This is a genomic window from Lysobacter sp. Root667 (assembly GCF_001427715.1).
Lineage (GTDB): Bacteria > Pseudomonadota > Gammaproteobacteria > Xanthomonadales > Xanthomonadaceae > Lysobacter.
In genome coordinates, this window is record NZ_LMHF01000011.1 from 38,027 (window position 1) to 63,845 (window position 25,819).

A 25,819-nucleotide genomic window follows, 5' to 3' on the forward strand; every position below is an offset into this window, starting at 1 on the left:
TCGGCCACGCATCCGTTCATCGCATTCAGGCAGCGACCTTGGCCTGCTGGAACTGCTCTTCCTCGGTCGAGCCCTTGAGCGCGACGGTCGAGGACTGCCCGCCCTGAATGGTCTGGGTGACCGCATCGAAGTAGCCGGTGCCGACCTCGCGCTGGTGCTTGACCGCGGTGAAGCCCTTCTCGGCGGCCGCGAACTCGGCTTCCTGCAGCTCCACGAACGCGCTCATCTGGCGGCGCGCATAACCATGGGCGAGGTTGAACATGCCGTAGTTCAGGCTGTGGAAGCCGGCCAGGGTGATGAACTGGAACTTGTAGCCGTAGCCGGCGATTTCCTTCTGGAACTTGGCGATGGTCGCGTCGTCCAGGTTCTTCTTCCAGTTGAAGCTGGGCGAGCAGTTGTAGGCCAGCAGCTTGCCCGGGAACTTGGCATGGATCGCTTCGGCGAACTTGCGCGCGAACTCCAGGTCCGGCTTGCCGGTCTCGCACCACACCAGGTCGGCGTAGGGCGCGTAGGCCAGGCCGCGGCTGATCGCCTGGTCCAGGCCGTTGCGGGTCTTGTAGAAACCCTCGTTGGTGCGCTCGCCGGTGGTGAAAGGCTGATCGTTCGGGTCGATGTCGGCGGTCAGCAGGTCGGCGGCTTCGGCGTCGGTGCGCGCGACGATCAGGGTCGGCACGCCCATCACGTCCGCGGCCAGGCGCGCGGCGACCAGCTTCTCGACCGCTTCGCGGGTCGGCACCAGGACCTTGCCGCCCATGTGGCCGCACTTCTTGACCGAGGCCAGCTGGTCTTCGAAATGCACGCCCGAGGCGCCGGCCTCGATCATGCCCTTCATCAGTTCGAAGGCGTTGAGCACGCCGCCGAAGCCGGCTTCGGCGTCGGCCACGATCGGCTGCAGGAAGTCGATGTCGCCCGTGCCTTCAACACACTGGATCTGATCGGCGCGCAGCAGCGTGTTGTTGATGCGACGCACGACCTGCGGCACCGAGTTGGCCGGGTACAGTGACTGGTCGGGGTACATCTCGCCGGCGATGTTGGCGTCGGCGGCGACCTGCCAGCCCGACAGGTAGATCGCCTTGAGGCCAGCCTTGACCTGCTGCATGGCCTGGTTGCCGGTCAGCGCGCCCAGCGCGTTGACGAAGTCCTCGGTGTTGAGCGAGTTCCACAGCTTGGCCGCGCCCAGCTTGGCGATGCTGTGCTCGACCGGCACCGTGCCGCGCAGCCGCACCACGTCTTCGGCCGAATACGGGCGCGTGATGCCGGCCCAGCGCGGATTGCTGGCCCAGTCGTTGCGGAGTTGCTCGGCGGTCGGCAGGTGGCTCATGACTTCGGTTCCTTGCGTGTGGGTCGTAGCGACGTGGGGTGGCGAATGTGCTTTGGGGTAGGAGCGGCGTAAGCCGCGACCGCGATATCGGATTGCGTCGGATGCCTGGAGATCGGGTCGCGGCTTACGCCGCTCCTACCCCAAGGCGGTCGCGCGGATCAGTCGATGCGCTCGTACGCCGGCAGGGTCAAAAACTCTTCCAGGGTGGCGGCGTGGGTGAGCTGGTCGAGCATCGCGATGGCCTCGCCCAGGCGCGCTGCGCCGGGCAGCTGCATGCGCTCGGCGAGCTTGCTCGGCAGGCCGATCAGGGCGCGTTCGAGCAGGGCGAAATCGACAGGCGTGCCGTCGTCCAGATGCAGGCCGGAGGCGTGCAGCCACTGCCACAGCTGGGTGCGCGCGATCTCGGCGGTGGCCGCGTCCTCCATCAGCCAATGGATCGGCACGCAGCCGTTGCCGTCCAGCCAGGCCGCGAGGTAGCGCACGCAGACCTCGACGTTGCCCTCGAAACCGGCGCGGGTGATGGTGCCCAGCGAGGGCTTGATCAGGTCGTCGCGGATCACCAGCACGTCGTCGCGCAGCACGTGCTGCTGGTGCGGGCCGGGCATGCGCTCGTCGAAGATGCGCATCGCCAGCGGGATCAGCGCCGGGTGCGCGACCCAGGTGCCGTCATGGCCGGCGGTGACTTCGCGCAACTTGTCGGCGCGGACCTTGGCCAGCGCGGCTTCGTTGGCGGCCTCGTCGCCGCTGATCGGGATCTGCGCGGCCATGCCGCCCATCGCGTGGGCGCCGCGCTTGTGGCAGGTCTGGATCAGCAGTTCCGAGTACGCGCGCAGGAACGGCTGCAGCATCGTCACCTGGCCGCGCTCGGGCAGGACCTTGTCGCGGTGCGCGCGGAAGGTCTTGAGGTAGGAGAACACGTAGTCCCAGCGGCCGCAGTTGAGGCCGGCGATGCGCGTGCGCAGCGCATGCAGGATCTCGTCCATCTCGAACACCGCCGGCAGGGTCTCGATCAGCACCGTGACCTTGATCTGACCCGGGCTCAGGCCCAGCGCCTGTTCGACCCGGTCGAGCACGTCGTTCCACAGCTGCGCCTCTTCCATCGACTGCAGCTTGGGCAGGTAGAAATAGGGTCCGCGATCCTTCGCGGCGAGCACGTCCGAGTTGTGGAAGGCGAACAGGCCCAGGTCGAACAGGCTGGCGGAGATCGGCGCGCCGTCGATCAGCAGGTGCTTCTCGTCCAGGTGCCAGCCGCGCGGCCGCACCATCAGCACCGCCTGCTGCTCGAAGGGCTTGAGGGTGTAGTGCTTGCTGCCGTCCGGGGCCATCCAGTCCAGGGTCCCGGCCACGGCCTTCTTCAGCGCGCGCTGGCCGGTGATCAGGTTGTTCCAGGTCGGCGCGGTGCTGTCCTCGAAGTCGGCCATGAAGACCTTGGCGCCCGAGTTCAGGGCGTTGATGACCATCTTCGGGTCGACCGGGCCGGTGATCTCGACCCGGCGGTCCAGCAGCGCGGCCGGCAGCGCGGCGACGCGCCAGTGGCCGTTGCGGATCGCGGCGGTGTCGGCGCGGAAGTCCGGCAGACCGCCGGCGTCGAAATAGGCCTGGCGCTCGCGGCGCGCGGCCAGGCGGGCCTGGCGAACCGGTTCGTAGCGGCGGTGCAGGTCGGCCAGGAACGCCAACGCGGCCGGCGTCAGCAACTGCTCCTGCCCGGCCAGACTGGCCGTCAATTCGATCCCGTTCGACTCCTGCCGTTGCGCCATCACTGCCGACATGCCGGTACTCCCTACGCATCACGCGTTTTTCGTTAGGGCTCGACCATGCGCCGGCGTCTTGTATTTGACAATCAAGTTTTTTCAATGCATATCATTTGGAAAACTTATATATGTCTTTCATGTGACCACCAAGCACACCGGCAGCCCCCGCTTCGCCTACAAGGGCGATCGCCTGAAGCCGCTGCGGGCGTTCTGCCAGACCGCCCGCCTGGGCTCCGTCTCACGTGCCGCTGAGGCGCTGTACCTGAGCCAGCCGGCCGTGACCCTGCAGTTGCAGGCGCTGGAGCGCGATCTGGGGGTGCGCCTGCTCGAGCGCAGCGGCCGCCGCCTGAGCCTGACCCGCGAGGGCCAGGAGCTGTACGAACTGGCCCGACCCCTGGTCGAGGGCCTGGACGGACTGGACGGCGCCTTCCGCGAGCGCGTGCGCGGCCTGGACGGGGGCGAGCTCAACGTCGCCGCCGGCAGTTCGACCATCCTCTACCTGCTGCCCAAGATCGTCGAAGCCTTCCGCGCCGCGCACCCGGACGTGCGCCTGAGCCTGCACAACGTCACCGGCGCCGGCGGCCTGGACCTGCTGCGCTCCGACGGCGTCGACCTGGCGGTGGGCTCGATGCTGGATGTGCCCGGCGACCTCAGCTACGCCCCGGTCTACCGCTTCGAACCGATGCTGATCACGCCGCGCGATCATCCGCTGGCGCTGAAGCCCGACCTCAGCCTGCAGGACCTCTCGCCCTACGGCCTGATCCTGCCGCCGCAACGCCTGACCACCTACCGCATGGTCGACCTGGTGTTCCAGCAGAACCGGGTGCCGTACACGGTCGCGCTGGAGGTCGGGGGCTGGGAGGTGATCAAGCAGTACGTGGCGATGGGTCTGGGCATCAGCATCGTCACCGCGATCTGCCTGACCGACGCCGACCGCTCGCGCTTGTCGGCCCGCTCGCTGGCGGCGTACTTCCCCTCGCGCAGCTATGGGGTGGTGGTGCGCAAGGGCAAATACCTGTCGCCGCAAGCGCGGGCGTTTACCGAGTTGATCCAGCCGGATTTGTTTTTCCGCGGGGACTATTACGCGACGGGGCAGTCGGATCGCTGAAGGCGAGCGAAGCCTGCGGTTGCTGTTGCTGTTGCTGTTGCTGTTGCCGTTGCCGTTGCCGTTGCTGTTGCCGTTGCCGTTGCCGTTGCTGTTGCTGTTGCTGTTGCTGTTGCTGTTGCTGTTGCTGTTGCCCCGGCATTGAAATCCAATGCCCCGCACTCACCCAACCCCACTCAGACCCGAAGGGCGGCGCGCAGGACGCGCGCCGTTTTTCGAGGAACAGGATGTTCCCACGCTCCGAACTCGCAAGGGAGGTTTGGTCACGCTAGCCCTTCTCTTTGGTTACTTTCTCTTGGGCTAGCAAGAGAAAGTGACCCGCATGCGCAGCAGGCGGAAGCCGTTGACTTAAGAATCGAAACCTCCGCCGAACTTCGGAGTTCGCAATCGCGGCTTACGCCGCTCCCACAGAAAGCAGAAGCCAGAAAGCGGAGCCGTAGCGAAACCTCCGTCGGCAGCCGGAGGTCGTGGTCGCGGCTCACGCCGCTCCTACCCCAAGGCGAGCGGCAAGAGAAAACGAATCCATCGCCGACCCTCGGAGTTCGCGATCGCGGCTCACGCCGCTCCCACAGAAAGCAGAAAGCGAAGCCGATCCGCATCGAAACTCACACAGCAGCCGGAGGTCGCGGTCGCGGCTCACGCCGCTCCTACCCCAAGGCGAGTGGCAAGAGAAAACGAATCCATCGCCCACCCTCGGAGTTCGCGATCGCGGCTCACGCCGCTCCCACAGAAAGCAGAAAGCGAAGCCGATTCGCATCGAAACTCACGCAGCAGTCGGAGGTCGCGGTCGCGGCTCACGCCGCTCCTACCCCAAGGCCAGAGCGGCCGGAAAGACGCTAGCGGCCCCTACGCAGCCGCGGGCGCTGCGCCCGATCCGCCACGAACGCCACCGCCGCCACCAAATCCACGAACACCATCGCAAAGCGCAAAGGCGCGACCAGCAGCGCCTTGCCCACGATCGTCGCGCGCGCACCGCCCGAGATCGCCGCGCGCGCCTCACCCGAAATCGCCGCCAGCACCGCCGCGGTCGCGACGATCTCCGCCAGCACGATGGCGCCCAGCCACAACCAGGCGCCGCTGATGAGCAACCACAGCAGCAGCAAGGGATAGCCCAGGCGCTCGAACGCCATCAGGAACAGCGCCCAACCGATCGGCCGGCCGTGCTCGTGGGTCAGGCGTTCGCCGAACGGCTGCCGATAGGCCTCGCGCACCCGGCGTTGCTCGGCGCCGATCCGCGGCCGCGGCCGCAGCCAGCGCCGCCAGGCCTTGAACGGAGTCATCAGCAGCGGATTGAACTCGCGGCAACCGCGCAGGAACGCGCGCGCCTGGCGGTAGCTCTGGCGCGGCAGGCGATCCAGCGGCGGTTGTTCGGCATGCGCCAGCGCCGTGGACAGTTGCACGTTGCGATAGCCCTCCTGAGCCAGCGCCAGGGCGATGAACACGTCCTCGCCTTCGTCGAGCTGGTCGCCGTGGATCGGCTCGTAACGGTCGAACAGGTCCTTGACGTAACGCCGGCGATACGCGATCGCGTTGCCGCGCGGCACCACCACGCCGCCGAATAGGGCCATCTGGCCGCGGTTGATGAAGCGCTGCTGCAGCAGGTAGCTGGTCTCGCGGTAGACGTCGCCCAGCCACTGCAGCGCGCGCCGGCCGAAGCCGCGGCGCGTGCGCGGGTCGCGGTAGGCCTCGCCGTGCAGCCAGCGCTGGAACGCGGACGAACGTTCCAGCGCGCGCCGGTGCTCGCCGCGCATCGGCTGGACCATGCCGCAGACGCTGGCGATGCCGACGCCCTCGTACAGCTCGCGCACGCAGCGCTCGATGTAGTCGGCCGAATGCAGCAGGGTGTCGCCGTCGAGCACGAACTCGACATCGGCGTCGGACTCGCGCGCCTGGCGCTTGATCGTCGGGCCCCGCCCGATCGACCACATGCGCTCGACCACCCGCAGGGACAGGCCGTTGGCGGCGGCGAACTCGCGCGCGATCGCGGCGGTGCCGTCGCGCTCGGTACCGCCGTCGTCGACCAGGATCACGCCGCGCGGCTGCAGGGTCTGCGCCAGCAGGGCCGCCAGGCAATGGGCGATGTCGTGCTGCTGCAGGCGTGCCGGGATGACCACGTCGACCACCGCCTGGCGCCAGTCCTCGACCGGCGTGGGCACGGTTTCCTGCGCGCCGCGCCACAGCCCGACGGCGCTGAGCAGGCCGTTGGGGCTAAGCGCGAACCAGGGTAACGCGGGCACCACGCACCTCCCGCAAAGCTGGGCGGATCGTATCCGCGACTGCCGCACACACGACGACCGTGGCCTCCGCCACTCCCCCCGACGAGATCCTGCCCGGCACGATCGACCTCCTGGTCCGAACCGGGAACCTGCGTCACCCCCCGCGACGCATCGCCCCCGTGATGAAGCGATACGCAAAGCGCGGCCGGAAGCGGTCGTCGGAGCGAACCTCCCGGACGCCGGCAAAGCCGGGCGGCCGAAGCGCTTGCCGGCGATGGGATTTTCGACGGCAGGCGCGGCCGCCGCGAACGCTATCGGGCCATTGCGGCCCGAGACGGCAACTCACGAACCCGCATGCGGCGCGCCGCGATCCGGCTCAGGTCGTGCCGTGATGCTTGCCCTGCCAGGGCCGATACCAGGCGCGGATCCGGGCCAGATCGGCGTTCATGTCGTCGCCGAGCTGGAACGGCTCGCCGATGCCGATGATCTTGTCCGGGTAATGGAAATAGGCCGGCAGTACCGGCACCTCGGCCGCCTTGGCGATCTTCCAAAAGCCGGTCTTCCAGCGCTCCACCGGCTTGCGCGTGCCCTCCGGCGCCAGCCCGAACCAGAACCGGTCGGCGCTGCGGATCATCGCCGCGGCCTGTTCGACCACGCCGTGGGCCGCGCTGCGGTTGACCGGGATCACGCCCAGGTAGCGCAGCACCGCGCCCAGCACCGGCACCTTGAACAGCGAATCCTTGCCCAGGACCTTGATGTCCAGGCCCATCGCCGCCTTGGCCGCGAAGCCCCAGACGCCGTCCCAGTTGGACGAATGCGGCGCGCCGATCAGGACCAGCTTGGGGATGTCCGGGAAGCGCCCGACCATGCGCCAGCCGCCCATGCGCAGGATGCTGCGGCCGATCCAGCGCGTCAGGCGGTTGCGCCGCACCTGCGGCGCGTTCGGCGGCAGCGCCAGTACCACGTTGTCGTCTGTCGTCGACATGCGCGCTCCGTCAATCCCAGTCGGGCTGGCCACGGCCACGCTTGACCGTGCTGCGTTCGCGCTTGGCGCCCAGCCGGCGCTCCTTGGAGGCACGGCTGGGGCGGGTGGCGATGCGCGGCTTGGGCGCGTGCAGGCCGCTTTCGATGAACGCCGCCAGGCGCACGCGGGCGTCGTCGCGGTTGCGTTCCTGGGTACGGAAACGCTGGGCGCTGATCACCAGCACGCCGTCGCCGGTCACGCGCCGGTCGCGCTTGGCCAGCAGCCGCTCGCGCACGGGCTCGGGCAACGACGGCGACTGCGCCACGTCGAAGCGCAGCTCGACCGCGGTCGCGACCTTGTTGACGTTCTGCCCGCCAGGACCGGTCGAACGCACGAAGCGCTCGATCAGTTCCTGCTCGGGTATGGTGATTTCAGGATCGGCCATCGCTTTCCCTCCGGCCACGATTGTAGTCCGGGCCGGCGTCCCGGCGTTGACGGCAAGGGGGATGCCGACGACCATGCCCGCCAATCAAGGAGGATCCGCCCATGAAACGCTATGCCCTCGCCGTCGCGCTGATGCTGGCCGCACCGTTGGCCGCCCTCGCCGGCCCACCCAGCGACGCCCAGGTCGACCGCCTGCTCGAAGTCATGCGCGCGCGCCAGACCGTGGAGGCCGTGCTGCCGCAGATCGAAACCTCGCAGAAGCAGATGGTCGACCAGATGATGGACGGCCGCGACCTCGATCCCGAGGAGCGCAAGCGCCTGGACAGCATTCTGGCCCGCTCCAGCGCGCAGATGCGCAAGACCCTGACCTGGGACAAGCTGGAGCCGGTCTACCGCGATATCTACCGCGAGACCTTCAGCGCCGAAGACACCGAAAGCCTGATCGCCTTCTACGCCAGCCCGACCGGGCAGCGCCTGCTCGACAAAATGCCGGCGCTGATGCAGAACACCATGACCGCGATGCAGAAGCTGGTCGTGCCGATGATGCAGGGCCTGCAGCGCGACATCGAAGCCGACGCGCGCGAAGCCGAAACCCGCGAAAACAAGGTCAAGGCCAAGAGCGCCGGCGCCGAAACCAAGTAAGCGCGCGGGGACGCGGGGATCGGCCCCGCGTTCGCCCAACCCGCAGGCTCAGCGCGCGGAGTCCTCCGCCTCGAACAAGGCCAGGGCCTTGGCCAACTCCCGATCCGCCGGCGCGGTCGCCGTCACCCGCTCGCCGGTGACCGGATGCAGGAACGCCAGGCGCTGCGCATGCAGCAGCATGCGATGGATGCCCAGCATGCGGAACGCGCGATTGTGGCGACCGTCGCCATGGCTGGTATCGCCGATCAGATGGTGCGAGACGTGCTTGAGGTGACGCCGGATCTGGCGGAAACGCCCAGTCTCCGGCTGCGCCAGCAACAAGGCATAGCGCGAGGTCTCGAAGCCGCCGGACGGGTGTGCCAATTCGCAGCGCCCCAGGCGCCGGAAGCGTGTGATCGCAGGCTTCTTCAAGGGTTTGCCCGGGCCGCCGTCGAGCGGGTAGTCGATGGTGAACGCATCCTCGGGCCAGCCGCGGCACACCGCCAGATAGTCCTTCTCGAACTCGCGCGACATCAGCACCTTGCCCAGCGCCGAGGCTACCTCGCGCTCGAACGCCAGCAGCAGGCAGCCGCTGGTGGCGCGATCCAGGCGGTGGACCAGGAACACCGGCCGGCCGAACTGGGCGCGCAGGCGGTCGGCGACGAAGTCGGTCTCGCCGCGCGCCAGCGCGCTATCGTGAACCATCAGCCCCGCCGGCTTGTCGATAACCGCAAGCCAGGCGTCGGCGTACAGCACCGGCAGTTCGGCGGGCTCGTCGGCAAGGCTGAATGTCTCGTTCATGCTCAATGGCGCAGGCGGTAGGTAGGCCAACGGGTATTTTCGTCTATTGCCCCGGTAGTCACACGCACCTTTTTTCTGGACCCTACATGCGATCGTCGTCCCTGCTGTCGTTCCGTCCGTCGTCGTCCCGTCCGCTGCTGTCCACCCTCGCCCTGGCCTTGTTTCTAGCCCTGCCCGTGCAGGCCGCCGAACCCGCAATCGCGCTGACCAAGGGCGTCGCCGCCGGGCCCTGCGTCGAAGGCATCTGCGAGTACAGCTTGCGCAACGGCCTGCGCGTGCTGCTGTTCCCGGACGCCAGCAAACCCACGGTGACGGTCAATCTGACCTACCAGGTCGGCTCGATGCACGAGAACTACGGCGAGACCGGCATGGCGCACCTGCTCGAACACCTGCTGTTCAAGGGCACGCCGACCCACTCCGACATCACCGCCGAGATGAAGAAGCGCGGCGTCGGCTTCAACGGCACCACCTCGTCCGACCGCACCAACTACTACGCCGCCTTCCCGGCTGACGACGACACCCTGCGCTGGCTGATCGGCCTGGAAGCCGACCGCATGGTCAACTCCAACATCGCCAGGAAAGACCTCGACAGCGAGATGACGGTCGTCCGCAACGAGATGGAGGAGAACGAGAACAGCCCCATCGCCGTGCTCTCGCAACGCGTACGCTCCACCGCCTATCTCTGGCACAACTACGGCCACAACACGATCGGCGCGCGCAGCGACGTCGAAGGCGTGCCGATCGATCGCCTGCAGGCCTTCTACAAGTCCTGGTACCGTCCCGACAACGCGACTCTGATCGTCGCCGGCCGCATCGATCCGGCCAAGACCCTGGCGGCGATCGACGCCGCGTTCTCACCCATCGCGCGGCCCAAGACCGCGATGCGCCCGCTCTACACCGTCGACCCGACCCAGGACGGCGAACGCAGCGTGATCGTGCGCCGCAGCGGCGACATCCAACTGCTGCTGGCGGCCTATCACGTGCCGGCCGAAACCCATCCCGACAGCGCCGCGCTCGGCCTGCTCGCCGACATCCTCGGTTACGTGCCCAGCGGCCGCCTGCACAAGGCCCTGGTCGAAACCAAACTCGCCGCCGGCATCGACAGCGGCGCCGACAGCCTGCGCGACCCCGGCCTGATGACCGCAGTGGCCGGCCTGCCGCGCGACGGCGACGCCGCCAAGGCCGAAGCCGTCCTGCTGGCGCAGTTGGAGAACATCGCCGCCACACCCATTACCCAGACCGAACTCGACGCCGCCAAGCAGCGCATCCGCAACGGCTACGAAATGGGCTACACCAACGTCAACGCGGTCGCACTGGGCCTGTCGGAAGCGATCGCGGCCGGCGACTGGCGCCTGTACTTCCTGCGTCGCGATGCGTTCGAGCGGGTCGGCTTGGACGACGTCAACCGCGTCGCCCGCGCCTACCTCAAACCCAGCAACCGCACCCTCGGCCGCTTCGTCCCCACCGACGCCGCCGACCGCACCGAGATCGGCACCGCGCCGACCGCCGCCAGCCTGGTCCAGGGCTACACCGGCAAGGCCGCGATCGCCGCCGGCGAACAGTTCGACGCCAGCCCGGCCAACATCCAGGCGCGCACCGAGACGTTCACCCTCGGCGACGGCCTCAAGGTCTCGCTGCTGCCGAAGAAGACCCGCGGCGGCACCGTCGTGGTCAATGCGCGCTTCCACTTCGGCGACCTGGCCTCGCTGCAAGGACGCACCGCCGCCGGCAGCGTCGCCGGCGCGCTGCTGATGCGCGGCGCCGCCGGACTCAGCCGCGAGCAGATCGACCAGCGCTTCGAAGCGCTGAAGACCGAGGTCGGCGTCGGCGGCGGACTGCAGGCGGCGGGCATCGGCATGACCACGCGCCGCGAACAGCTCGCCGAGGCGCTCACCCTGGCCGCGCAGGTGCTGCGCAAGCCCGACTATCCGCAAAGCGAGTTCGAGCAGCTGCGCCTGCAATCGATCACCGGCCTGGAAGCCGCACGCAAGGAGCCCGACACCGTCGCCGACATGGCCCTGGCGCAGTACTTCGATCCCTGGCCCGAAGGCCATCCGCTGCGCTGGCGCAGCATCGACCAGTCGATCGCCGACCTCAAGGCGCTCAAGGTCGAGGACCTGCGCGCGTTCCACCGCGATTTCTACGGCAGCGCCGACGGCGAGATCAGCGTGGTCGGCGATTTCGACCCGGTCGCGCTGAAAGCCCAGCTCAAGACCCTGTTCGCCGAGTGGCGCACCCCGCACCCGTTCGTCGCGATCGACACCCACTACCGGCCGGTCGCCGCGCGCCGCGAGCGCTTCGAGACGCCGGACAAGGCCAATGGCGTGCTGCTGGCGCGCACCAATCTCTCGCTCAACGACCGCGACCCCGACTACCCGGCGCTGCTGGTCGCGAACTACATCCTCGGCGGCGGCGGTCAGTCGCGCTTGACCGACCGCATCCGCCAGAAGGACGGCCTGAGCTACGGCGTCTCCAGCAGCCTCGACAGCGATTCCAGCCGCGAAGGCCGCGACGACGCCGGCAGCCTGCTGATCCAGGCCATCGCCGCACCGCAGAACCTGGACAAGACCGAAGCCGCGATGCGGGAGGAATACGCGCGTTGGATCAGCGACGGCGTCGGCGCCGACGAACTGCGCGATGCGGTCTCCGGCCTGCTGACCCAACGCGAACAGAGCCGCGCCTCGGACGGCGCGGTGGCGGGCCTGCTGTCGAGCAACCTGTTCCTGGGCCGCACCATGCAGTATTCGGCCGATGTCGACGCGAAGATCAAGGCGCTGACGGTCGAGGAGGTCAACGCCGCGATCCGCAAGCATTTCAAGCCCGAGGATCTGAGCGTGTACCTGGCCGGCGATTTCGCCAAGACCGTGCCCGCAGCAGCCAAGCCGAGCGCGGCACCCGCGGGAGGCGCGGCAGGCAAACCCTGAAGCCGGCCGCGTCTCGGTCGCAGTCTCTCGCGATCGTGGGGCTGCGATCGCGGCTTACGCCGCTCCCACAGAAGGCAAGGGGCCATGCGTGCGGTGGAGCGCGATCGTTGCCGTTGCCGTTGCCGTTGCATTGAAATCCAATACCCCGCACTCGCCCAATCCCACTCAGACCCGAAGGGCGGCGCGCAGGACGCGCGCCGTTTTTCGAGGAACAGGATGTTCCTTCGAAAAATCCCCGCGCACGCTCCGCACTCGCACGGGAGGTTTGGTCACGCTAGCCCTTCTCTTTGGTTACTTTCTCTTGGGCTAGCAAGAGAAAGTGACCCGCACGCGCAGCGGGCGGAAGCTGTTGCTTAAGAACGAAACCAGCAAAGCAGCCGGAATTCACAATCGCGGCTCACGCCGCTCCCACAGAAAGCAGAAAGCGAAGCCGGTCCGCATCGAAACTCACGCAGCAGCCGGAGGTCTCGGTCGCGGCTTACGCCGCTCCTACCCCAGAGCGAGTGGCAAGAGAAAGTGACCCGCATGCGCAGCAGGCGGAAGCTGTTGCTTAAGAACGAAACCAGCAAAGCAGCCGGAATTCGCGATCGCGGCTTACGCCGCTCCCACAGAAAGCGAAGCCAATCCGAATCGAAGCCAGCGCGGTAGCCGAAAGTCGCGGTCGCGGCTCACGCCGCTCCTACCCCAAGGCGAGTGGCAGGAGAAAGTGACCTGCACGCGCAGCAGGCGGAAGCCTTTGATCTAAGGAACCGAAACCTTCGCCGAACCCCGGAATTCGCGATCGCGGCTCACGCCGCTCCCACAGAAAGCAGAAAGCGAAGCCGGTCCGCACCGAAACTCACGCAGCAGCCGAGGTCTCGGTCGCGGCTTACGCCGCTCCTACCCCAAAGCGAAAGCGGAGCGGGCACGGCAGTAGGAAGTCCGCGATGAGGGGCTTAACAGCCCACCCCACGTCGGAAGCGAGCGGGCTCGATTACTTGTTGCGTCGCGGCCAAGCCGCGAGCAAGGCCCACAGCCCACCCAACCCGGCGATCCACGACGAAGCCGGCACCGACCAGAAGCGCGGCCCACCGGCCTCAAGGCCGTACAGCACCGCTGCCACGATCAACAACCCGGTCCCCAGAATCGCCGCGACCGTGCGCCGCTGGGCATCCTTGACCGTGCGCGTGAGCTCGGCCAGATCCTGCGAACGCATGCGCAGCTCGTGTTCCCCGCTCACCTGCTGCGTCAGCCAGGCGTGCAGCAGGCGCGGCATTTCGGGCGCGTGCGTGACCAGTTCGGGCAGACGCTTGCGGAATTCCGAGGCCAGGCGTTGCGGGCTGTAGCGCTCGACCAGGATGCGTTGCAGCACTGGACGCGCCACCGCCCAGATGTCGAGCTTGGGGTCGAGCAGGCGGCCGACGCCTTCGATGTTCAGCAGGGTCTTCTGCAGCAGGATCAGCTGCGGCTGCAGGGTGAGCTCGTAGCGCTGCGCGGTGCGGAACAGCTTGACCAGCACTTCGGCCAGCGAGATCTCGCTCAACGGGCGGGTGAAATACGGCTCGCAAACCGCGCGCGTGGCCGCTTCGAGTTCGTCGATGCGGATGTGCGCGGGCATCCAGCCGGCCTGCACGTGCAGCTCGGCGATGCGGCGGTAGTCGCGGTTGAAGATGGCCATGAAGTTCTCGGCGAGGTAGTACTGATCCTCGTCCGAGAGCTGGCCCATGATGCCGAAGTCCAGGGCGATGAAGCGCGGGTTGCTCTTGCGCTCCGGCGCGCTGTCGACCCAGATGTTGCCGGCGTGCGCATCGGCGTGGAAGAAGTTGTCGCGGAACACCTGGGTGTAGAACACGCGCACGCCCTTGGCCGACAGCGCGCTGCGGTCGATGCCGGCGGCGTCGAGCGCGGCGATGTCGTCGGACGGAATGCCGTACACGCGCTCCAGCGTCAGCGCGCGCTCGGCGGTGTGCGACCAGATCACTTCGGGCACGTAGAGATCGTCGCTGTCCTTCCAGAACCGGCGCAGCACGCTGGCGTTGGCGCCCTCGCGCTGCAGGTCCAGCTCGGCGGCCAGGGTGCTTTCGATCTCGGCCACGATCTCGCGCGGACGGATCTTGTCGGCGCTGGGATGGGCACGGTCGACCACGCTGGCGATGGTCTTGAGCAGGGCGATGTCGCCGGCGATCTGCTTCTCGATGTTCGGCCGCAGCACCTTGACCACGACCTCGCGTCCGCCCGGCAGGATCGCCGCATGCACCTGCGCGATCGAGGCCGAGGCCAAGGGGACGGTGTCGAAGGCTTCGAAGGCCTCGCCGATGCTGCGCTCCAGCGCGGTCTCTACGATCGCGCGCGCGGCTTCGCCGTCGAAGGGTTTAACCCGGTCCTGCAGCAACGCCAGTTCGATCGCCACGTCCGGCGGCACGAGGTCGCGGCGGGTCGACAGGATCTGGCCGAACTTGACGAAGATCGGACCCAGCTCCTGCAGCACCAGGCGCAGGCGCGCGCCGCGCGGCATCGCCGCGATCTCGGCCGAGGCGCGCGGCACGAACGGACGCGCGAGCTTGAGCCAGCGCTCGGCCGGCGTGCCGTCGAGCAGGTCGTCGAGCCGGTAACGCAGCAGAACCCGGCCGATGCGCCAGGCGCGCAGCGCCGACTTCATGCGCCGCCCCGCGCGGCGATGCGCTCGCGCAGGCGCGCGACGCGCGCTGCCGCACGCTCGACGTCGTCGCGCACCGCGTCGACGTCGTCGTGGAAGGCGTTGAGTTCGTCGCGCGCGACCACGTCGCGCGATTCCTCGGTGACGAACTCGGCCGCGTTCTGGGCGAAGGCGCCGGCCGCGTCGCGGGCATGGCGCAGGCCGCCGGCGATGCCGTTGGCGATCTGCACGCCCAACACGGGACCGAACAGGCCGGAGATCGAGTTCTGCCAGTCCGGATCGAAACGCTCCGCCAGCCGCTGCAGGCGACGCGCGAGGTCGGCGTCGCCCTCGATGCGCAACTTGCCGACCGGCGGCGCGTCGTCGTTGCGCAGGAACGGCAGCTGCGAGACCAATCCGGCGAGGGTGCTGCGCACCGACAGATCGGGTTCCGCTGCGGCGTCGACCGGCCCGACCCGCAGGCAGTCGCCGTCGACGCGTATCTGCAGCGCCAGCGGCGGCGCCGCCAGATGCAGGGCGAGGCGGCGGCCGTCCAGCGCGCGCAGGGCGTCGCGGGTGTCCGGATCGAGCGCGAGCGCGCGGTTGAGCGCGGCTTCGAGCGCGCCCCCGGCCATGAACTTGAGCGAGGACGGGAACAGGGCGTCGGCGGATGTGGTCATGCCGCTATTGTAGCCCTCCGTTCTGGCGGCCCCGGCGCCGCGCCGCCCCGGCCGGCGTAGCGGCCGCAACGGCGGTCGCGCCCGGCCTCAGCCGACTCAGACCTTGCGGCCGCGCAGCAGCGAGACGATCGCCAGGATCACGAAGACGACGAACAGGATCCAGGCGATGTTGGTGGCGGCGCCGGCGATGCCGCTGAAGCCCAGTACCGCGGCGATGATGGCGACTATGAAGAAGATGACGGCGTAACGGAGCATGCGAACCTCCTGATTTGGCCCGCGGCGGCGGATGCCGCGGAACGAACCCGATCCTCCACGGACGCGGGTGCTCAGGCGGTGACGGCGTGGGCTCAGGTGCAGGCGGCCTTCAGCCGGGTGAGCCCTTCGTGAAAGCTGACCCGCGGCACGTAGCCGAAATCGCGGGTCGCCGGCGCCATGTCGTACCAATGCGAAGTCGCCAGCTGCTCGGCGAGGAAGCGTGTCATCGGCGGCTCGCCCTTCAGCGGCAGCGCGTGCCACAGGCCTTCGCAGACCGCGCCGATCGCATAGGCCGCGCCGAACGGCAGGGTCTTGTCGACCTGGGGCGCGCCGACCGCGGCGAGCAGACTGTTGAGGGTCTCGCGCATGGTCTTGGGCTCGCCGTTGCTGATGAAGTAGGCACGGCCGGCACAGGCCGCAGCCGGAGCGAGGTGGTCGAAGGCGTCGAAGTGCGCCTGCGCGGCGTTGTCGATATAGGTGGTGTCGACCTTGTTGTAACCGTCGCCGACGAAACGCAGGCGCCCGGCCTTGGCGCGCGCGACCAGGCGCGGCAGCAACTGGTTGTCGCCCACGCCCCAGATCAGGCGCGGACGCAAGGCCACGGTCGCCAGCGAAGGGGCGTTGGCGGCCAGCACGGCCTTTTCGGCGATGGCCTTGGTGGTCGCGTACGGCGCCTTGAAGCCTTCGCCGTAAGGCACGGTGTCGGCGGTGCCGCCTTCGACCGGATGAGTGGCGCGGTGGGTGACGCTGGGCGTGGAGGTGTAGACCAGGCGCCCGATCCCATGGGCACGGCAGGCCGCGAGCACATTGTCGGTGCCGACCACATTGGCCTGGTGATAGCTGTCGTAGCTGCCCCAGGCACCGGCTTTGGCGGCGTTGTGAAACACCGCCTCGCAGCCGCGCGCAGCCGCGATCACCGCCTCGCGATCGGCCAGGTCGCCCTGGGCCTGGATCACGCCCAGTGCGTCCAGCGCCGGATACAGGCCGCGGTTGTAGCTGACTACCTCGTAGCCGCGCTCGACCAGGCCGCGGCACAGGGCCTGGCCCAGGAAACCGCCGCCGCCGGTGACCAGCACTTTCATCGCCAGGCTCCTTCCTTGGTCGCCCAGACCGCGAGCTTCTCGCGGCCGATCTTGGCGTTGTGGCGGATATCGACGGGGAAGCGCTTATGGCGCAGGAAATCGCCGATCGCCGCGGTATGCGCGTGGGCGGCGCCGATCGCGCGCAGTTCGCGCTCGATCGCGGGCCAGTCGTGCGGGTTCGCGCCCTCGGCCAGTTCCACGCACAGCACCGGTCGTTGCGCGCCGGCGGCGCCGACGCCGACCAGCGCGGTACGCCGCACCCGTGCATGCGTGTTGAACACCGGTTCGACCTGCTCGGTGTACAGCGGCCCCTGCGCGGTTTCGACGCGGTGGCTCTTGCGGCCGCAGAACCACAACCGGCCCTGCGCGTCGAAATAGCCCAGATCGCCCATGCGGTGGACCACGCGTTCGCTGCCGTCCGCCAGCGGTTCGCGGATCTTGGCGGCGAGGGTCGCGGCTTCGCGATTGAAATAGCTGTCGGTGGCGGTCGGGCCGGCGACGGTGATCTCGCCGACCTCGCCCACGGCCAGCACGCGCGCGTCCGCCCACTGCGCGATCGGCGCGTCGTCGATGGCGATGATGCGGATCTCGTTCGGCGCCACCGCGCGGCCGACGCAGGTGCCGGCGCCGGCCTCGGTGACCGCGCGCGTGGATTGCAGTTCGCGGCCCTCGATCACCGCCACCGGCAGGCATTCGGTGGCGCCGTACGGGGTCCAGAGCTGGGCGTCGTCGGGCAGCAAGGCGCGCAGCGCCGCGACCGTGTCCGGCGGCACCGGCGCGCCGGCCGAGGTCACGCGCTTGAGGCCGCTCAGCTTGGCGCCGTGCTTGACCAGCACCGCCATCAGCGCCGGCGAACCGAACAACTGGTCGACACCGAAGCGCGCGATCACGTCGTGCAGCTTGTTCGGATCGGCCTGGCCCGGGCGGGTCGGGTCCATGTCCGGGACGACCGAACTCAGGCCCAGGGCCGGATCGAACAGCGCGAACGGCGGGAAGGTCGGCAGATCGACGCCGCCGGGGACGATGCCGAAGGCCCGGCCCATCATTTCGATCTGGGCGACGAAATGGCGATGCCGGTAGACCACGCCCTTGGGCACCCCGGTCGAGCCGCTGGTGAACACGATTGCGGCGACTTCGTCGGGGCGGGTGTCGGCGAGCTGGCTGCCGGCGCCGCTGCCGTCGCGCTCGACTTCGGCCAGGGTCGCATCGGCGAGCCAGGCGCGGCCGCCGGTGGTGATGCGGATGCGCGCCGACTTCGCCCAGCCCAGCACCACCCGCGCGATGTGCGCCAGCGGGATGCCGATGAAGGCCTCGGGCAGCGCTTCGTCCAGGCATTGGCGCAGCGCGCGCTTGTCGATGCCCGGATCGACCAGCACCGGCACTGCGCCGGCCTTGAACAGGGCGAACATCAGCAGGAAGAACTCCGGCGACGGCCGCACCATCACCACGGTGCGGGTGCCGCGCACGATCCCGCGCTTGGCCAGTCCGGCCGCGATCGCATCGCTGCGCGCGTCGAGTTCGGCGTAGCTCAGGACCTGGTCGTAGCGCGCCAGGCCGTCGGCGCCGCGCGTGCCGGGGCAGCGCATCGCCACCCGCTCGGGCGCCTCGGCGGCGCGCCGCGGCAGGGAAGCGGCGATATTGCAGGGCGTGCTGGGCGCTCGCTCGGGCGCGACGGAAGATTCGTTGTTCATGCGTGGATTGTAGGGGGTCCGGGCGAATCGCAGCCTCGGCGCCGCGTCCACGGTGGCGGCGACACGAGTCGCGATGTTTGGACCGCGGCCGGATCGCGGCTTACGCCGCTCCCACAGAAGGCGGCGATCGCACGCACGCCGCCCAAGACTCAGGCCATCGGATGGCTGTCGAGGAAGGCGCGGATCTCCGGCACCAGCACCGCGGCCTTGTCTTCCAGCACGTAGTGACCGGCGTCCTCGAAAGCGTGCACCTGCGCCTGCGGCAGGGCGTCGGTGAAGCCCTTGAGGAAGTGGTGATCGAACACGAAGTCGCGCAGGCCCCAGCCGATGAAGGCCGGACGGTCGGCGTACTCGGGCAGCTTGCGGCCCATGGCCTGGACCAGCGGCCAGGCGGCGTCGCCCTCGCCCAGCGGAATGTCCTGGACGAAACGCGAGGTGGCGATGCGGTTGGCCCAGGAGTCGTATGGCGCCAGGTACGCGCGGCGCACCGCGCGCGGCATCGGCGTGACCACGCCGACGCGGGCCGCGCTGCCGGCGAAGGCGTTGAGGCCGCGGATCAGGCCGGTGCCGATCGCCGAGTCGCGGCCCAGGCGCAGGCGCTTGGGCAGAGGCTTGGCCGCCGGCAGCGGGAACGCGCCGGTGTTGGTGATCACCAGGCGCTTGATCTGGTCGGAATGCTTGAGGCCCCAGCCGAAGCCGATGCCGCCGCCCCAATCGTGCACCGCCAGGGTGATCGGGCCGTCGATGCGCAGGTACTGCAGCAGGCGTTCGACGTCGTCGATGCGCGACTGCAGGGTGTAGGTGTAGCGGTCCTCGCCGGGCTTGTCCGACAGGCCCATGCCGACGTGGTCGGGGACGATGCAGCGGTAACGGTCGCGCAGGCCCAGCGTCAGCTTGCGCCAGTAATAGCTCCACGACGGATTGCCGTGCAGCATCACCACCACCTCGCCGTCCTTCGGCCCCTGGTCGAGGTAACTCATCGCGATGCCCGGACGGACTTCGAAACGCTGCGGCTGGAACGGGTAGTCGGGGAGATCGCGGATCGACGTCATCGGTGGCTCGTGCGGCGCCCGCGCAGGAGCGCGGGCCGGGCGGACAGGGGCGCCATTATCGGCCGCAACGCGGCGACGCGGGGGGTTTTGGCGGCGAAATCGGCTCGCCATGGGCCTTGGGGTAGGAGCGGCGTAAGCCGCGACCATCTTACCCATGCGGCGCCCGGGTCGCGGCTTACGCCGCCCCTCCCCCAAAGCGGGTACTGCGGGCGCGGTCAGTAGGCGGCCCCGAACTTGCCCCACATCGCCTCGAACTGGCCGGCGAAGCAGCGCGCGAGGTTCGGATCGTCGGTGACGACCAGGTTCTCCTCGTTGCTGGTGCTGGCGCTGCGGGTCCAGTTGAAGCTGCCGTTGGCCAGAACGCGGCCGTCGAACAGGGCGAACTTGTGGTGCATGTGGAAGGGGCTGTCGTCGATCCGCACCGGCACACCGTGCTCGCGCAGGCGCGCGATGTCGCTGCCGTCGTCGTGGCGTTTGTCGTTGTCGGTCAGCAGGCGCACCGCGACACCGCGGCGGTGGCTGTCGAGGATGGCCTCGCTGAGGCGGTCGTCGGACACGGTGTAGACGCAGATGTCGAGGCTGCGCTTGGCGCCTGCGCAGAGTTCGCGCAGCTTGCGCAGGCAGCTGTCGCCGGGGGTGAAATGGGCGCTGGAGTCGATCGCCGGCGCGGCGCCGACCACGTCCAGGGTCTTCACCACCTGCTCCAGCCAGCGCAAGGCGTCCAAGGCCTGCGCCGGTTGCGCCAGGATCAGCTCGCGCGCCATGTCGAAGGCACGGTTGCGCAGGTAGCGCACCCGGTCGGGGTCCAGGCGCGAGCCGAGTTCGCGCAGCTCGAACTTCTCGTCGTTGTCCAGGCGCCGGTCGGCCGCGCTTTCGCGCAGGTGGCGGTCGAGTTCGGCGTAGTCGACGGTCGTCATCAGCGCGGCGTGCGTTCGTTGAGGCGGTCGGCGAAATCGGCCAAGGCGCGCTGCAGCTGCAACTGCTGCTCGGTCGCGGTCTGGACGTGGGCGGTGGCGACGGCGCCGCGTTCGCCCATGTGCTGGATCGCCTCGACCAGGCGCGCCTGCCACTGCGCCTGTTGTTCGGCGCCGTCCTGCAGGCGGCCGACCAAGGGCTCCAGCGCGGCTTGCAGCGCCGCGCGCAGTCCGGCCAGCATCGCTTCGGGATCGCGTTCCGGCGTCGGCGCCGGCGATTTGCTGCGCGGCTGGCTGGCGACGCGTTCGAGCAGCGCCAGGACCTGCGGCCACGGCGCTTCCGCTGGCGGCGGCGCGACCGCGACCGGCGCGGCGTCCGCCGCATCCAGCGCGCGCACGCCCTCGACCAGATCGGCCAGCTGCGCGACCACGCGCCCGCCGACATCGCTGTCGGAGGCGCCCATCGCCTTGTGGCGCAGGAAGTCGCGCTTGATCTGCGCCCAGCGTTCGGCCTGCGCCGCGTCCAGGGTGCCGCGCAGCTCGCCGAGCTTGAGCAGGTTTTCCTCGGCGCCCGCGGTCAGCAGCTGCGCCTCGCCCAGGTAGTGATCGGCGATCAGCTGTTGCAGCTCGGCCTCGTTCATCACCGGCGAGACCTTCTCGGCCAGCTTGTTCATGTTGCGGTAGCTGCCCTGCAGCTTGAACGGCGGCTCGACCCGGTACTGCGCGGCCTGCGCCGCGCTGGCGATGTACTGCTGGTTGACCCGGTAGACCACGTCGCGCACCCGCATCAGGCGCTCCAGGGTGGCGGCGATCTCGTTGATCTCGGCGCCGCCGTAGGCATGGCTGAGTTCGTTGGCCGAGAACGCGCGCCCGGCCGCCTTGTCGACGAAGCGGTACAGGTCGGCCAGCTCGCGCGTGGCCAGCGGCGCCAGCACCGGGTTCGAGGTCAGGCTGTTTTCGAGGTAGCTGAGCTTGAACGCGTCCTCCATGCCGCCGAGCACGTCGCCGAGGTTGTAGATGTCGGCGCGGTTGGCGAGCATGTCCGGAATCTTGAAGACCTCGCCGGACTCGGTATACGGGTTGCCGGCCATGACCACGCAGAACTTCTTGCCGCGCAAGTCGTAGGTGCGGGTGCGGCCTTTCCACACGCCCTCGATCCGGCGCGTGCCGTCGCACAGCGAGATGAACTTCTGCAGGAACTCGGGATGGGTGTGCTGTATGTCGTCGACATACAGCATCACGTTGTTGCCCATCTCCAGGGCCAGGTTGAGCTTTTCCAGCTCCTGGCGCGAGGTCGCATCCGGCGCGCGCGCTGGGTCCAGCGAACGCACCTCGTGGCCCAGCGCGGGGCCGTTGATCTTCATGAAGATCAGGCCCAACCGGTGCGCCACGTATTCCATCAGCGTGGTTTTGCCGTAGCCGGGCGGCGAGATCATCATCAGCAGGCCCATCAGGTCGCTGCGCTTGCCCTCGCCGACCGTGCCCATCTGCTTGGCCAGATTGTCGCCGATCACCGCCAGGTAGACGTCGTTGATGAGCTTGTTGCGCACGAACGAGCTCAGCGGACGCGCCTTGAACTCGGACAGGCGCAGCGCCTCGCGTTCGCGCGCGACGGTGTCCTGGCGCAGCGCCTGGTATTTGCGCACGCCGGGCAGGAAGCGCTCGCGGTGCGCGCGCAAGCGGGCGTGGAAGTCGTCCACGCCCAGGTCCATGCGCTGCGCCGCGACGCGCGGATGCTCACCGAGCAGGCCTTCGACCGCGGCGCGCAGTTCGACTTCGCTGACCCGGCGCGGCACGCGCTCGTCCAGCAGCAGCAAGGCCACCGCTTCGCGCGCGTAACCCGACAGGGCCGCATGCGCGGGCTCGCGGCACAAGGCATCGAACCAGTTCGCCGCCAGCGTCCAGCGCGCGGGCAGGCGGTCGCCGAGACGACGCAGGGTCTGTACGAAACCGTCCCACATGCGCGCGGCGGTCAGGCGCTCCTGCAAGGTCTTGAGCAGTTGCTGTGCGTACTTGCTGAAGACGAACTGCGGGTGCTCGACCGACAGCTCGGTCATCAGATAATCGGCCGCGTGCGCGCACAGCGCCGGGTCGACCTCCAGCGGCTGCGCCTGCAGGAAGGCGCGCATCGCCGCCTCGACTTCGCAGCGCAGGGACAGCAGACCGGCGTCGCTGCCGAACAGGCGCTGGATGTCGCGTGCGGTGCGCGCGCGTTCCGGCCACTGCGCGGCATCCTCGCCGGTCAAGACCTGGGCCCAGAACACGCTCGCGAACGCACGCGCGTCGGCCGAGTAGGCGAGGTTTCCGGCGCTGTCGGCGAGCGGGATCAGCGCCTGCAGGATCGCCGTCGCGTCGTGATCGTGGATGCCTTTCTCGTAGCCCTCGCGGTAGCGCGGTGCGGCGAAGTCGCGCACGGTCCGCGCCAACGTCTCCGGTTGCGCCAGCTGCTGGCGCAGCGCGTCCATGCTCAGACCCTCGCGTTCCGCAGCGGCGGCCTCCAGCACCAGACCGGCCAGATATTCGGCGCGGTAGAGCGCGGGCGATTCGGAATCCAGCGCGACCTGCCAGAACTCGCGCAGCGCATCGAAGGCCTCGTCGCGCAGCGGTTCGAGGAAATCGGTGCCGGTCAGGTGCAGGCTGAGCCCGTCCTCTCTCGGCAGCAGGGTCAGGTCGAGTTCCTGGGTGTTGACGCTGAAGCGGTGGCGTGGGCCGAGCTTGATGACCTCGCCGCCGGCCTCGAACAGATCGCTGCGGTCGCGCAGCGCGCGCACCGCCTGGTCGCGCGCGCCCTTTAGGCGGGCCTCGACGTCGTCGGCCTTGACGCTGTCCTTGAGGCTGCGCAGGCGCTCGGCCAGTTCGCGCAGCTTGAGGATCAGCGGATCGCCGGCGAAGAAAGCGTTGAGCTCGTCCGGGTTTTCGAAGCGCGCGGTGCGCCGGCCCAGACCTTCCAGGATGCGCGCCGCAGCGTCCATGACCGACTGCGCCTTGCGCTGGCGGTCGTCGAGCAGCGCCTGCTTGTGGGTCTCGAAGGTTTCGAGCAGTTCCTCGCGCTTGCTGAGGATGTCGTTGAGGAAGTTCTCGTGCTCGCCGAACTGGCTCTCCAGTTCCTCCAGCTGCACCATCAGGCGCGAGAGCTGTTCGTCGCAGCGCTCCGGGTCGCGCGCAAGCGCCAAGGCGCTGGCCACGCTCTGCCCGAACAAGGTGAACTGGGCGCCGAACTGGGCCACGGTCTCGGCCGAACCCAAGCCCTTGCGGCGCTGTTCCGCGCGCGCCTTGGCCTGGTTGAGGCGGGCGTAGATGCCGGAGATGGCTTCGACGATACGGGTGCGCTGCGTCGCGTCGTCCACGCGCAGGGTCGCCATCAGCTGCGAAAGCATGTCCAGGTCGCCGGACATGGCTTGCATCTGCTTCAGCGGTTCTTCCAGCTGGGCCACGCTGACGGCCTGCTGCGCCTGCGCGTCCAGGGCCTGCAGACGCTCGGCGTAGGGCTGCAGGGCCTTGTCGCCGGACAGGAAGGCGCCGGTGGCGGTGGCGATGCGCTCGTGCGCCGCCAACAGCTCGGCGCCCATCGCGTCGATCGCGTCGACGTCGATGTAGCGGTACTCGCGTATGGTCAGCAGCTGGCCGCGCTGGGCGGCGATGCCGTTGAGCGCGTCGACGTGCTCCTGCACGGTCTGCCAGCCGTCGGGCAACAGCGAATCCAGCAGCGCCTTGTGGCGGGTCTGGGCCTCGCGCATCGCCCGCTCGGACTGGCTGCGGATGCCCTCGACCTTTTCGTACTCGTCGATCACCGACTCGCTGGTCGCGGCGATCTCGCGCAGCACCGAGGCGGCGTCGCCGCCCTTGGCGTCGCCCAGCCAATGGTGGATGTCGAACAGGCGGTGGGTGGCCTGGCTCAGCTGCGCGTAGCGCTGCGCCGAGACTTCGCTGGCGTCGATCTCGCGGCACAGGCTGAGCAGGTCGGAAATGCCGCGCACCAGCTCGGCGTTGCCGATCCGGCCCATGAAGCTGTTGCCCGCGGGCTGGCGCGCGGCGTGCTCGTCGCTGGAGAACGGGGTCTGCCAGACCTGCATCGGATGGACGCGGGTCGGCTCCTCGCTCTCGGCGGTGAACACCACCATGCGCCCGTCTTCGTAGCGGGCATGGCCGTGCGCGTACACCGGCGTCTGCAGCCGGCGCTCGATCATGTTGTAGGTGAACAGCGCCGAGCGGCCCGACTGCGGTTCGTAGAAGACGTAGAGCACGTCCTCGCCGTTGGGCGAACGGACCGCGCGCTGGAAGCGCATCCCGTCCATGGCCGAGTCGAAGGTCTTGTACTCGCCGTTCTGCAGATAGTAACCGCCCGGGAACACGATGCCGTGGTCTTCGGGCAGCTGCACGCAGGCCAGGCCGATCGCGTCGATGCGCTGGACCTTGCGGGTCAGGGTGTTGAACACCAGATGCCGCCACTGCTCCTCGCGGTACGGCAGCACGCGCAGCAGGATCAGGCTGCCGACGCGCGCGAACTCGACCTGGGCGTCGTCCAGGGACTGGGTGCGGTCGGCGACCGGCTCGCGGTAGATGCCCAGGCCGTCCTGGGTGTTGTTCTCGACCTTGATCGTGAGGTCGCCGCCGACCGTCTCCACGAACACGCTGTCGAGGATGTTCAGGTGCGGATGACGGCCTTCGACCGCCATCTCGCGGGTCGCGCGGGTCCACTCGAAATCGAACGGCGCCGGCAGCGCGATGTCGCGCTCGCCGCGGTTGTCGATGTAGCGGACCTGGCCGTCGCCCTCGACCGACCAACGGAACACGCGCACGTCGTCCAGGCGCTCGCCGATCTGGAACGCGGCCAGCAGCTTGCCGTCGCGCGCCTCCAGCTGCAGCAGGCGGGTGTTCTTGTAGTAGGCGTAGAGCTCGCGGAAATCCTGCGGAAAGCTGCCCGCGGCCAGGAAGCTGCCGGCCAGGTCGACCGACTCGACATCGTAGCCCTCGGCGCCCTCGACCAGCCGGTGCAGCGAGAACACGTCCTCGACCCGGGTTTCCTTCTTCAGGCCGATGAAGACGTTGTAGCCGAACAACAGACAGTCGCCGACCTGGACGATGTCGCGGGCGACGCAGTTGTTTTCGGTGCGAATGCGCAGACGCCCGGCCACGTCCATGCGACTGCTGCCGAACTCGGCCAGCCGCTGGGTGTTGAGCGTGTCGGCGATCGCGCGCAGGCGCGCGCCCTGTTCGCTCAGACGCTTGCGCAGCACCTCGTAGGCGCCGCCCTGGGCGACGGCCTGGTCGAGGATGGCATCGGCGGCCGTTGCGTCCGGCGCCTGCGGCTTGGTTTCCGACATCTTCGCTTCACCTTGATTGCCGCGGACGGGGTCCGGAACCGCGGTTCCGGGCTGCACCCG

General features: G+C 68.9%; 18 protein-coding genes. 4 read left to right on the top strand and 14 right to left on the bottom strand.

Annotated elements, in window-relative coordinates:
• Nucleotides 1-25: 25 nt before the first annotated feature.
• Both aceA and aceB read right to left on the bottom strand, forming a co-directional pair.
• A complete protein-coding gene (aceA, locus tag ASD78_RS10370; RefSeq protein ID WP_056101053.1) occupies nucleotides 26-1,321 on the bottom strand; it encodes an isocitrate lyase in 1,296 nt (431 codons plus the stop codon).
• Nucleotides 1,322-1,479: 158 nt separating this feature from the next.
• Nucleotides 1,480-3,090, bottom strand: coding sequence for a malate synthase A (gene aceB / locus ASD78_RS10375; protein ID WP_056101056.1), 1,611 nt, complete (start codon nucleotides 3,088-3,090; stop codon nucleotides 1,480-1,482).
• Nucleotides 3,091-3,211: 121 nt separating this feature from the next.
• On the opposite strand from aceB, the gene ASD78_RS10380 reads away from it, so the two are divergent.
• Together ASD78_RS10380 and ASD78_RS21690 are read left to right on the top strand one after the other, a co-directional pair.
• Nucleotides 3,212-4,180 (top strand): LysR family transcriptional regulator, encoded by a 969-nt coding sequence (locus tag ASD78_RS10380; RefSeq protein WP_055905085.1) that lies wholly within the window; start codon nucleotides 3,212-3,214, stop codon nucleotides 4,178-4,180.
• 19 nt (nucleotides 4,181-4,199) lie between these two features.
• The gene (locus tag ASD78_RS21690; RefSeq protein ID WP_255355390.1) at nucleotides 4,200-4,322 is read left to right on the top strand and encodes a hypothetical protein; all 123 of its coding nucleotides are present in this window, start codon (nucleotides 4,200-4,202) and stop codon (nucleotides 4,320-4,322) included.
• Nucleotides 4,323-5,013: 691 nt separating this feature from the next.
• Here ASD78_RS21690 and ASD78_RS10385 read toward each other — a convergent pair.
• The 3 genes from ASD78_RS10385 to arfB form a co-directional block, all read right to left on the bottom strand.
• Nucleotides 5,014-6,414, bottom strand: coding sequence for a glycosyltransferase (locus tag ASD78_RS10385; RefSeq protein WP_156087704.1), 1,401 nt, complete (start codon nucleotides 6,412-6,414; stop codon nucleotides 5,014-5,016).
• A gap of 355 nt (nucleotides 6,415-6,769) precedes the next feature.
• Nucleotides 6,770-7,276: a 1-acyl-sn-glycerol-3-phosphate acyltransferase gene (locus ASD78_RS10390; RefSeq protein WP_304438352.1), complete on the bottom strand. Its 507-nt coding sequence runs from the start codon at nucleotides 7,274-7,276 to the stop codon at nucleotides 6,770-6,772.
• 112 nt (nucleotides 7,277-7,388) lie between these two features.
• Nucleotides 7,389-7,802: an alternative ribosome rescue aminoacyl-tRNA hydrolase ArfB gene (gene arfB / locus ASD78_RS10395; RefSeq protein ID WP_055905094.1), complete on the bottom strand. Its 414-nt coding sequence runs from the start codon at nucleotides 7,800-7,802 to the stop codon at nucleotides 7,389-7,391.
• Nucleotides 7,803-7,903: 101 nt separating this feature from the next.
• On the opposite strand from arfB, the gene ASD78_RS10400 reads away from it, so the two are divergent.
• Nucleotides 7,904-8,443 carry a DUF2059 domain-containing protein gene (locus tag ASD78_RS10400; protein WP_056101062.1) on the top strand — a complete coding sequence of 180 codons (540 nt, stop codon included), beginning with the start codon at nucleotides 7,904-7,906 and terminating at the stop codon, nucleotides 8,441-8,443.
• A 48-nt stretch (nucleotides 8,444-8,491) separates the two neighbouring features.
• Here the strand turns inward: ASD78_RS10400 and ASD78_RS10405 are convergent, their stop codons facing one another.
• On the bottom strand, nucleotides 8,492-9,223 hold the full coding sequence (locus tag ASD78_RS10405; protein WP_056101065.1) for a pseudouridine synthase: 732 nt from the start codon (nucleotides 9,221-9,223) through the stop codon (nucleotides 8,492-8,494).
• Between the two features lie 86 nt (nucleotides 9,224-9,309).
• On the opposite strand from ASD78_RS10405, the gene ASD78_RS10410 reads away from it, so the two are divergent.
• Nucleotides 9,310-12,147: a pitrilysin family protein gene (locus tag ASD78_RS10410; RefSeq protein ID WP_056101067.1), complete on the top strand. Its 2,838-nt coding sequence runs from the start codon at nucleotides 9,310-9,312 to the stop codon at nucleotides 12,145-12,147.
• Between the two features lie 973 nt (nucleotides 12,148-13,120).
• Here the strand turns inward: ASD78_RS10410 and ubiB are convergent.
• From ubiB to ASD78_RS10445, 8 genes are all read right to left on the bottom strand, one after another.
• Nucleotides 13,121-14,785 (bottom strand): ubiquinone biosynthesis regulatory protein kinase UbiB, encoded by a 1,665-nt coding sequence (ubiB, locus tag ASD78_RS10415; RefSeq protein WP_055905106.1) that lies wholly within the window; start codon nucleotides 14,783-14,785, stop codon nucleotides 13,121-13,123.
• Nucleotides 14,782-15,441, bottom strand: coding sequence for an SCP2 sterol-binding domain-containing protein (locus ASD78_RS10420; RefSeq protein ID WP_056101070.1), 660 nt, complete (start codon nucleotides 15,439-15,441; stop codon nucleotides 14,782-14,784). The genes ubiB and ASD78_RS10420 overlap by 4 nt, the downstream gene beginning before the upstream one ends.
• 96 nt (nucleotides 15,442-15,537) lie before the next feature.
• Nucleotides 15,538-15,696, bottom strand: coding sequence for a DUF1328 domain-containing protein (locus ASD78_RS20030; RefSeq protein WP_082559763.1), 159 nt, complete (start codon nucleotides 15,694-15,696; stop codon nucleotides 15,538-15,540).
• 92 nt (nucleotides 15,697-15,788) lie between these two features.
• Nucleotides 15,789-16,778, bottom strand: a complete 990-nt coding sequence (gene oleD / locus ASD78_RS10425) for a 2-alkyl-3-oxoalkanoate reductase (protein ID WP_056101073.1) — start codon at nucleotides 16,776-16,778, stop codon at nucleotides 15,789-15,791.
• A complete protein-coding gene (oleC, locus tag ASD78_RS10430) occupies nucleotides 16,775-18,469 on the bottom strand; it encodes an olefin beta-lactone synthetase (protein ID WP_056101078.1) in 1,695 nt (564 codons plus the stop codon). Before oleC ends, oleD begins: the two co-directional genes overlap by 4 nt.
• A gap of 149 nt (nucleotides 18,470-18,618) precedes the next feature.
• On the bottom strand, nucleotides 18,619-19,512 hold the full coding sequence (locus tag ASD78_RS10435) for an alpha/beta fold hydrolase (RefSeq protein WP_156087716.1): 894 nt from the start codon (nucleotides 19,510-19,512) through the stop codon (nucleotides 18,619-18,621).
• A gap of 224 nt (nucleotides 19,513-19,736) precedes the next feature.
• Nucleotides 19,737-20,438 (bottom strand): phospholipase D-like domain-containing protein, encoded by a 702-nt coding sequence (locus ASD78_RS10440; protein WP_056101083.1) that lies wholly within the window; start codon nucleotides 20,436-20,438, stop codon nucleotides 19,737-19,739.
• Complete coding sequence (locus tag ASD78_RS10445) at nucleotides 20,438-25,759, bottom strand: DNA repair ATPase (RefSeq protein WP_082575548.1); 5,322 nt, start codon at nucleotides 25,757-25,759, stop codon at nucleotides 20,438-20,440. Before ASD78_RS10445 ends, ASD78_RS10440 begins: the two co-directional genes overlap by 1 nt.
• Nucleotides 25,760-25,819 lie beyond the last annotated feature (60 nt).

Excerpts from the sequence above, each read along its gene's own strand:
- oleD (WP_056101073.1), bottom strand. The coding sequence starts at position 16,778 with ATGAAAGTGCTGGTCACCGGCGGCGGCGGTTTCCTGGGCCAGGCCCTG.
- ASD78_RS10400 (WP_056101062.1), top strand. The coding sequence starts at position 7,904 with ATGAAACGCTATGCCCTCGCCGTCGCGCTGATGCTGGCCGCACCGTTG.
- ASD78_RS10445 (WP_082575548.1), bottom strand. The coding sequence starts at position 25,759 with ATGTCGGAAACCAAGCCGCAGGCGCCGGACGCAACGGCCGCCGATGCC.
- ASD78_RS10440 (WP_056101083.1), bottom strand. The coding sequence starts at position 20,438 with ATGACGACCGTCGACTACGCCGAACTCGACCGCCACCTGCGCGAAAGC.
- arfB (WP_055905094.1), bottom strand. The coding sequence starts at position 7,802 with ATGGCCGATCCTGAAATCACCATACCCGAGCAGGAACTGATCGAGCGC.
- aceA (WP_056101053.1), bottom strand. The coding sequence starts at position 1,321 with ATGAGCCACCTGCCGACCGCCGAGCAACTCCGCAACGACTGGGCCAGC.
- oleC (WP_056101078.1), bottom strand. The coding sequence starts at position 18,469 with ATGAACAACGAATCTTCCGTCGCGCCCGAGCGAGCGCCCAGCACGCCC.
- ASD78_RS10410 (WP_056101067.1), top strand. The coding sequence starts at position 9,310 with ATGCGATCGTCGTCCCTGCTGTCGTTCCGTCCGTCGTCGTCCCGTCCG.
- ubiB (WP_055905106.1), bottom strand. The coding sequence starts at position 14,785 with ATGAAGTCGGCGCTGCGCGCCTGGCGCATCGGCCGGGTTCTGCTGCGT.
- ASD78_RS20030 (WP_082559763.1), bottom strand. The coding sequence starts at position 15,696 with ATGCTCCGTTACGCCGTCATCTTCTTCATAGTCGCCATCATCGCCGCG.
- ASD78_RS10405 (WP_056101065.1), bottom strand. The coding sequence starts at position 9,223 with ATGAACGAGACATTCAGCCTTGCCGACGAGCCCGCCGAACTGCCGGTG.
- ASD78_RS10420 (WP_056101070.1), bottom strand. The coding sequence starts at position 15,441 with ATGACCACATCCGCCGACGCCCTGTTCCCGTCCTCGCTCAAGTTCATG.
- aceB (WP_056101056.1), bottom strand. The coding sequence starts at position 3,090 with ATGTCGGCAGTGATGGCGCAACGGCAGGAGTCGAACGGGATCGAATTG.
- ASD78_RS10390 (WP_304438352.1), bottom strand. The coding sequence starts at position 7,276 with ATGGGCGGCTGGCGCATGGTCGGGCGCTTCCCGGACATCCCCAAGCTG.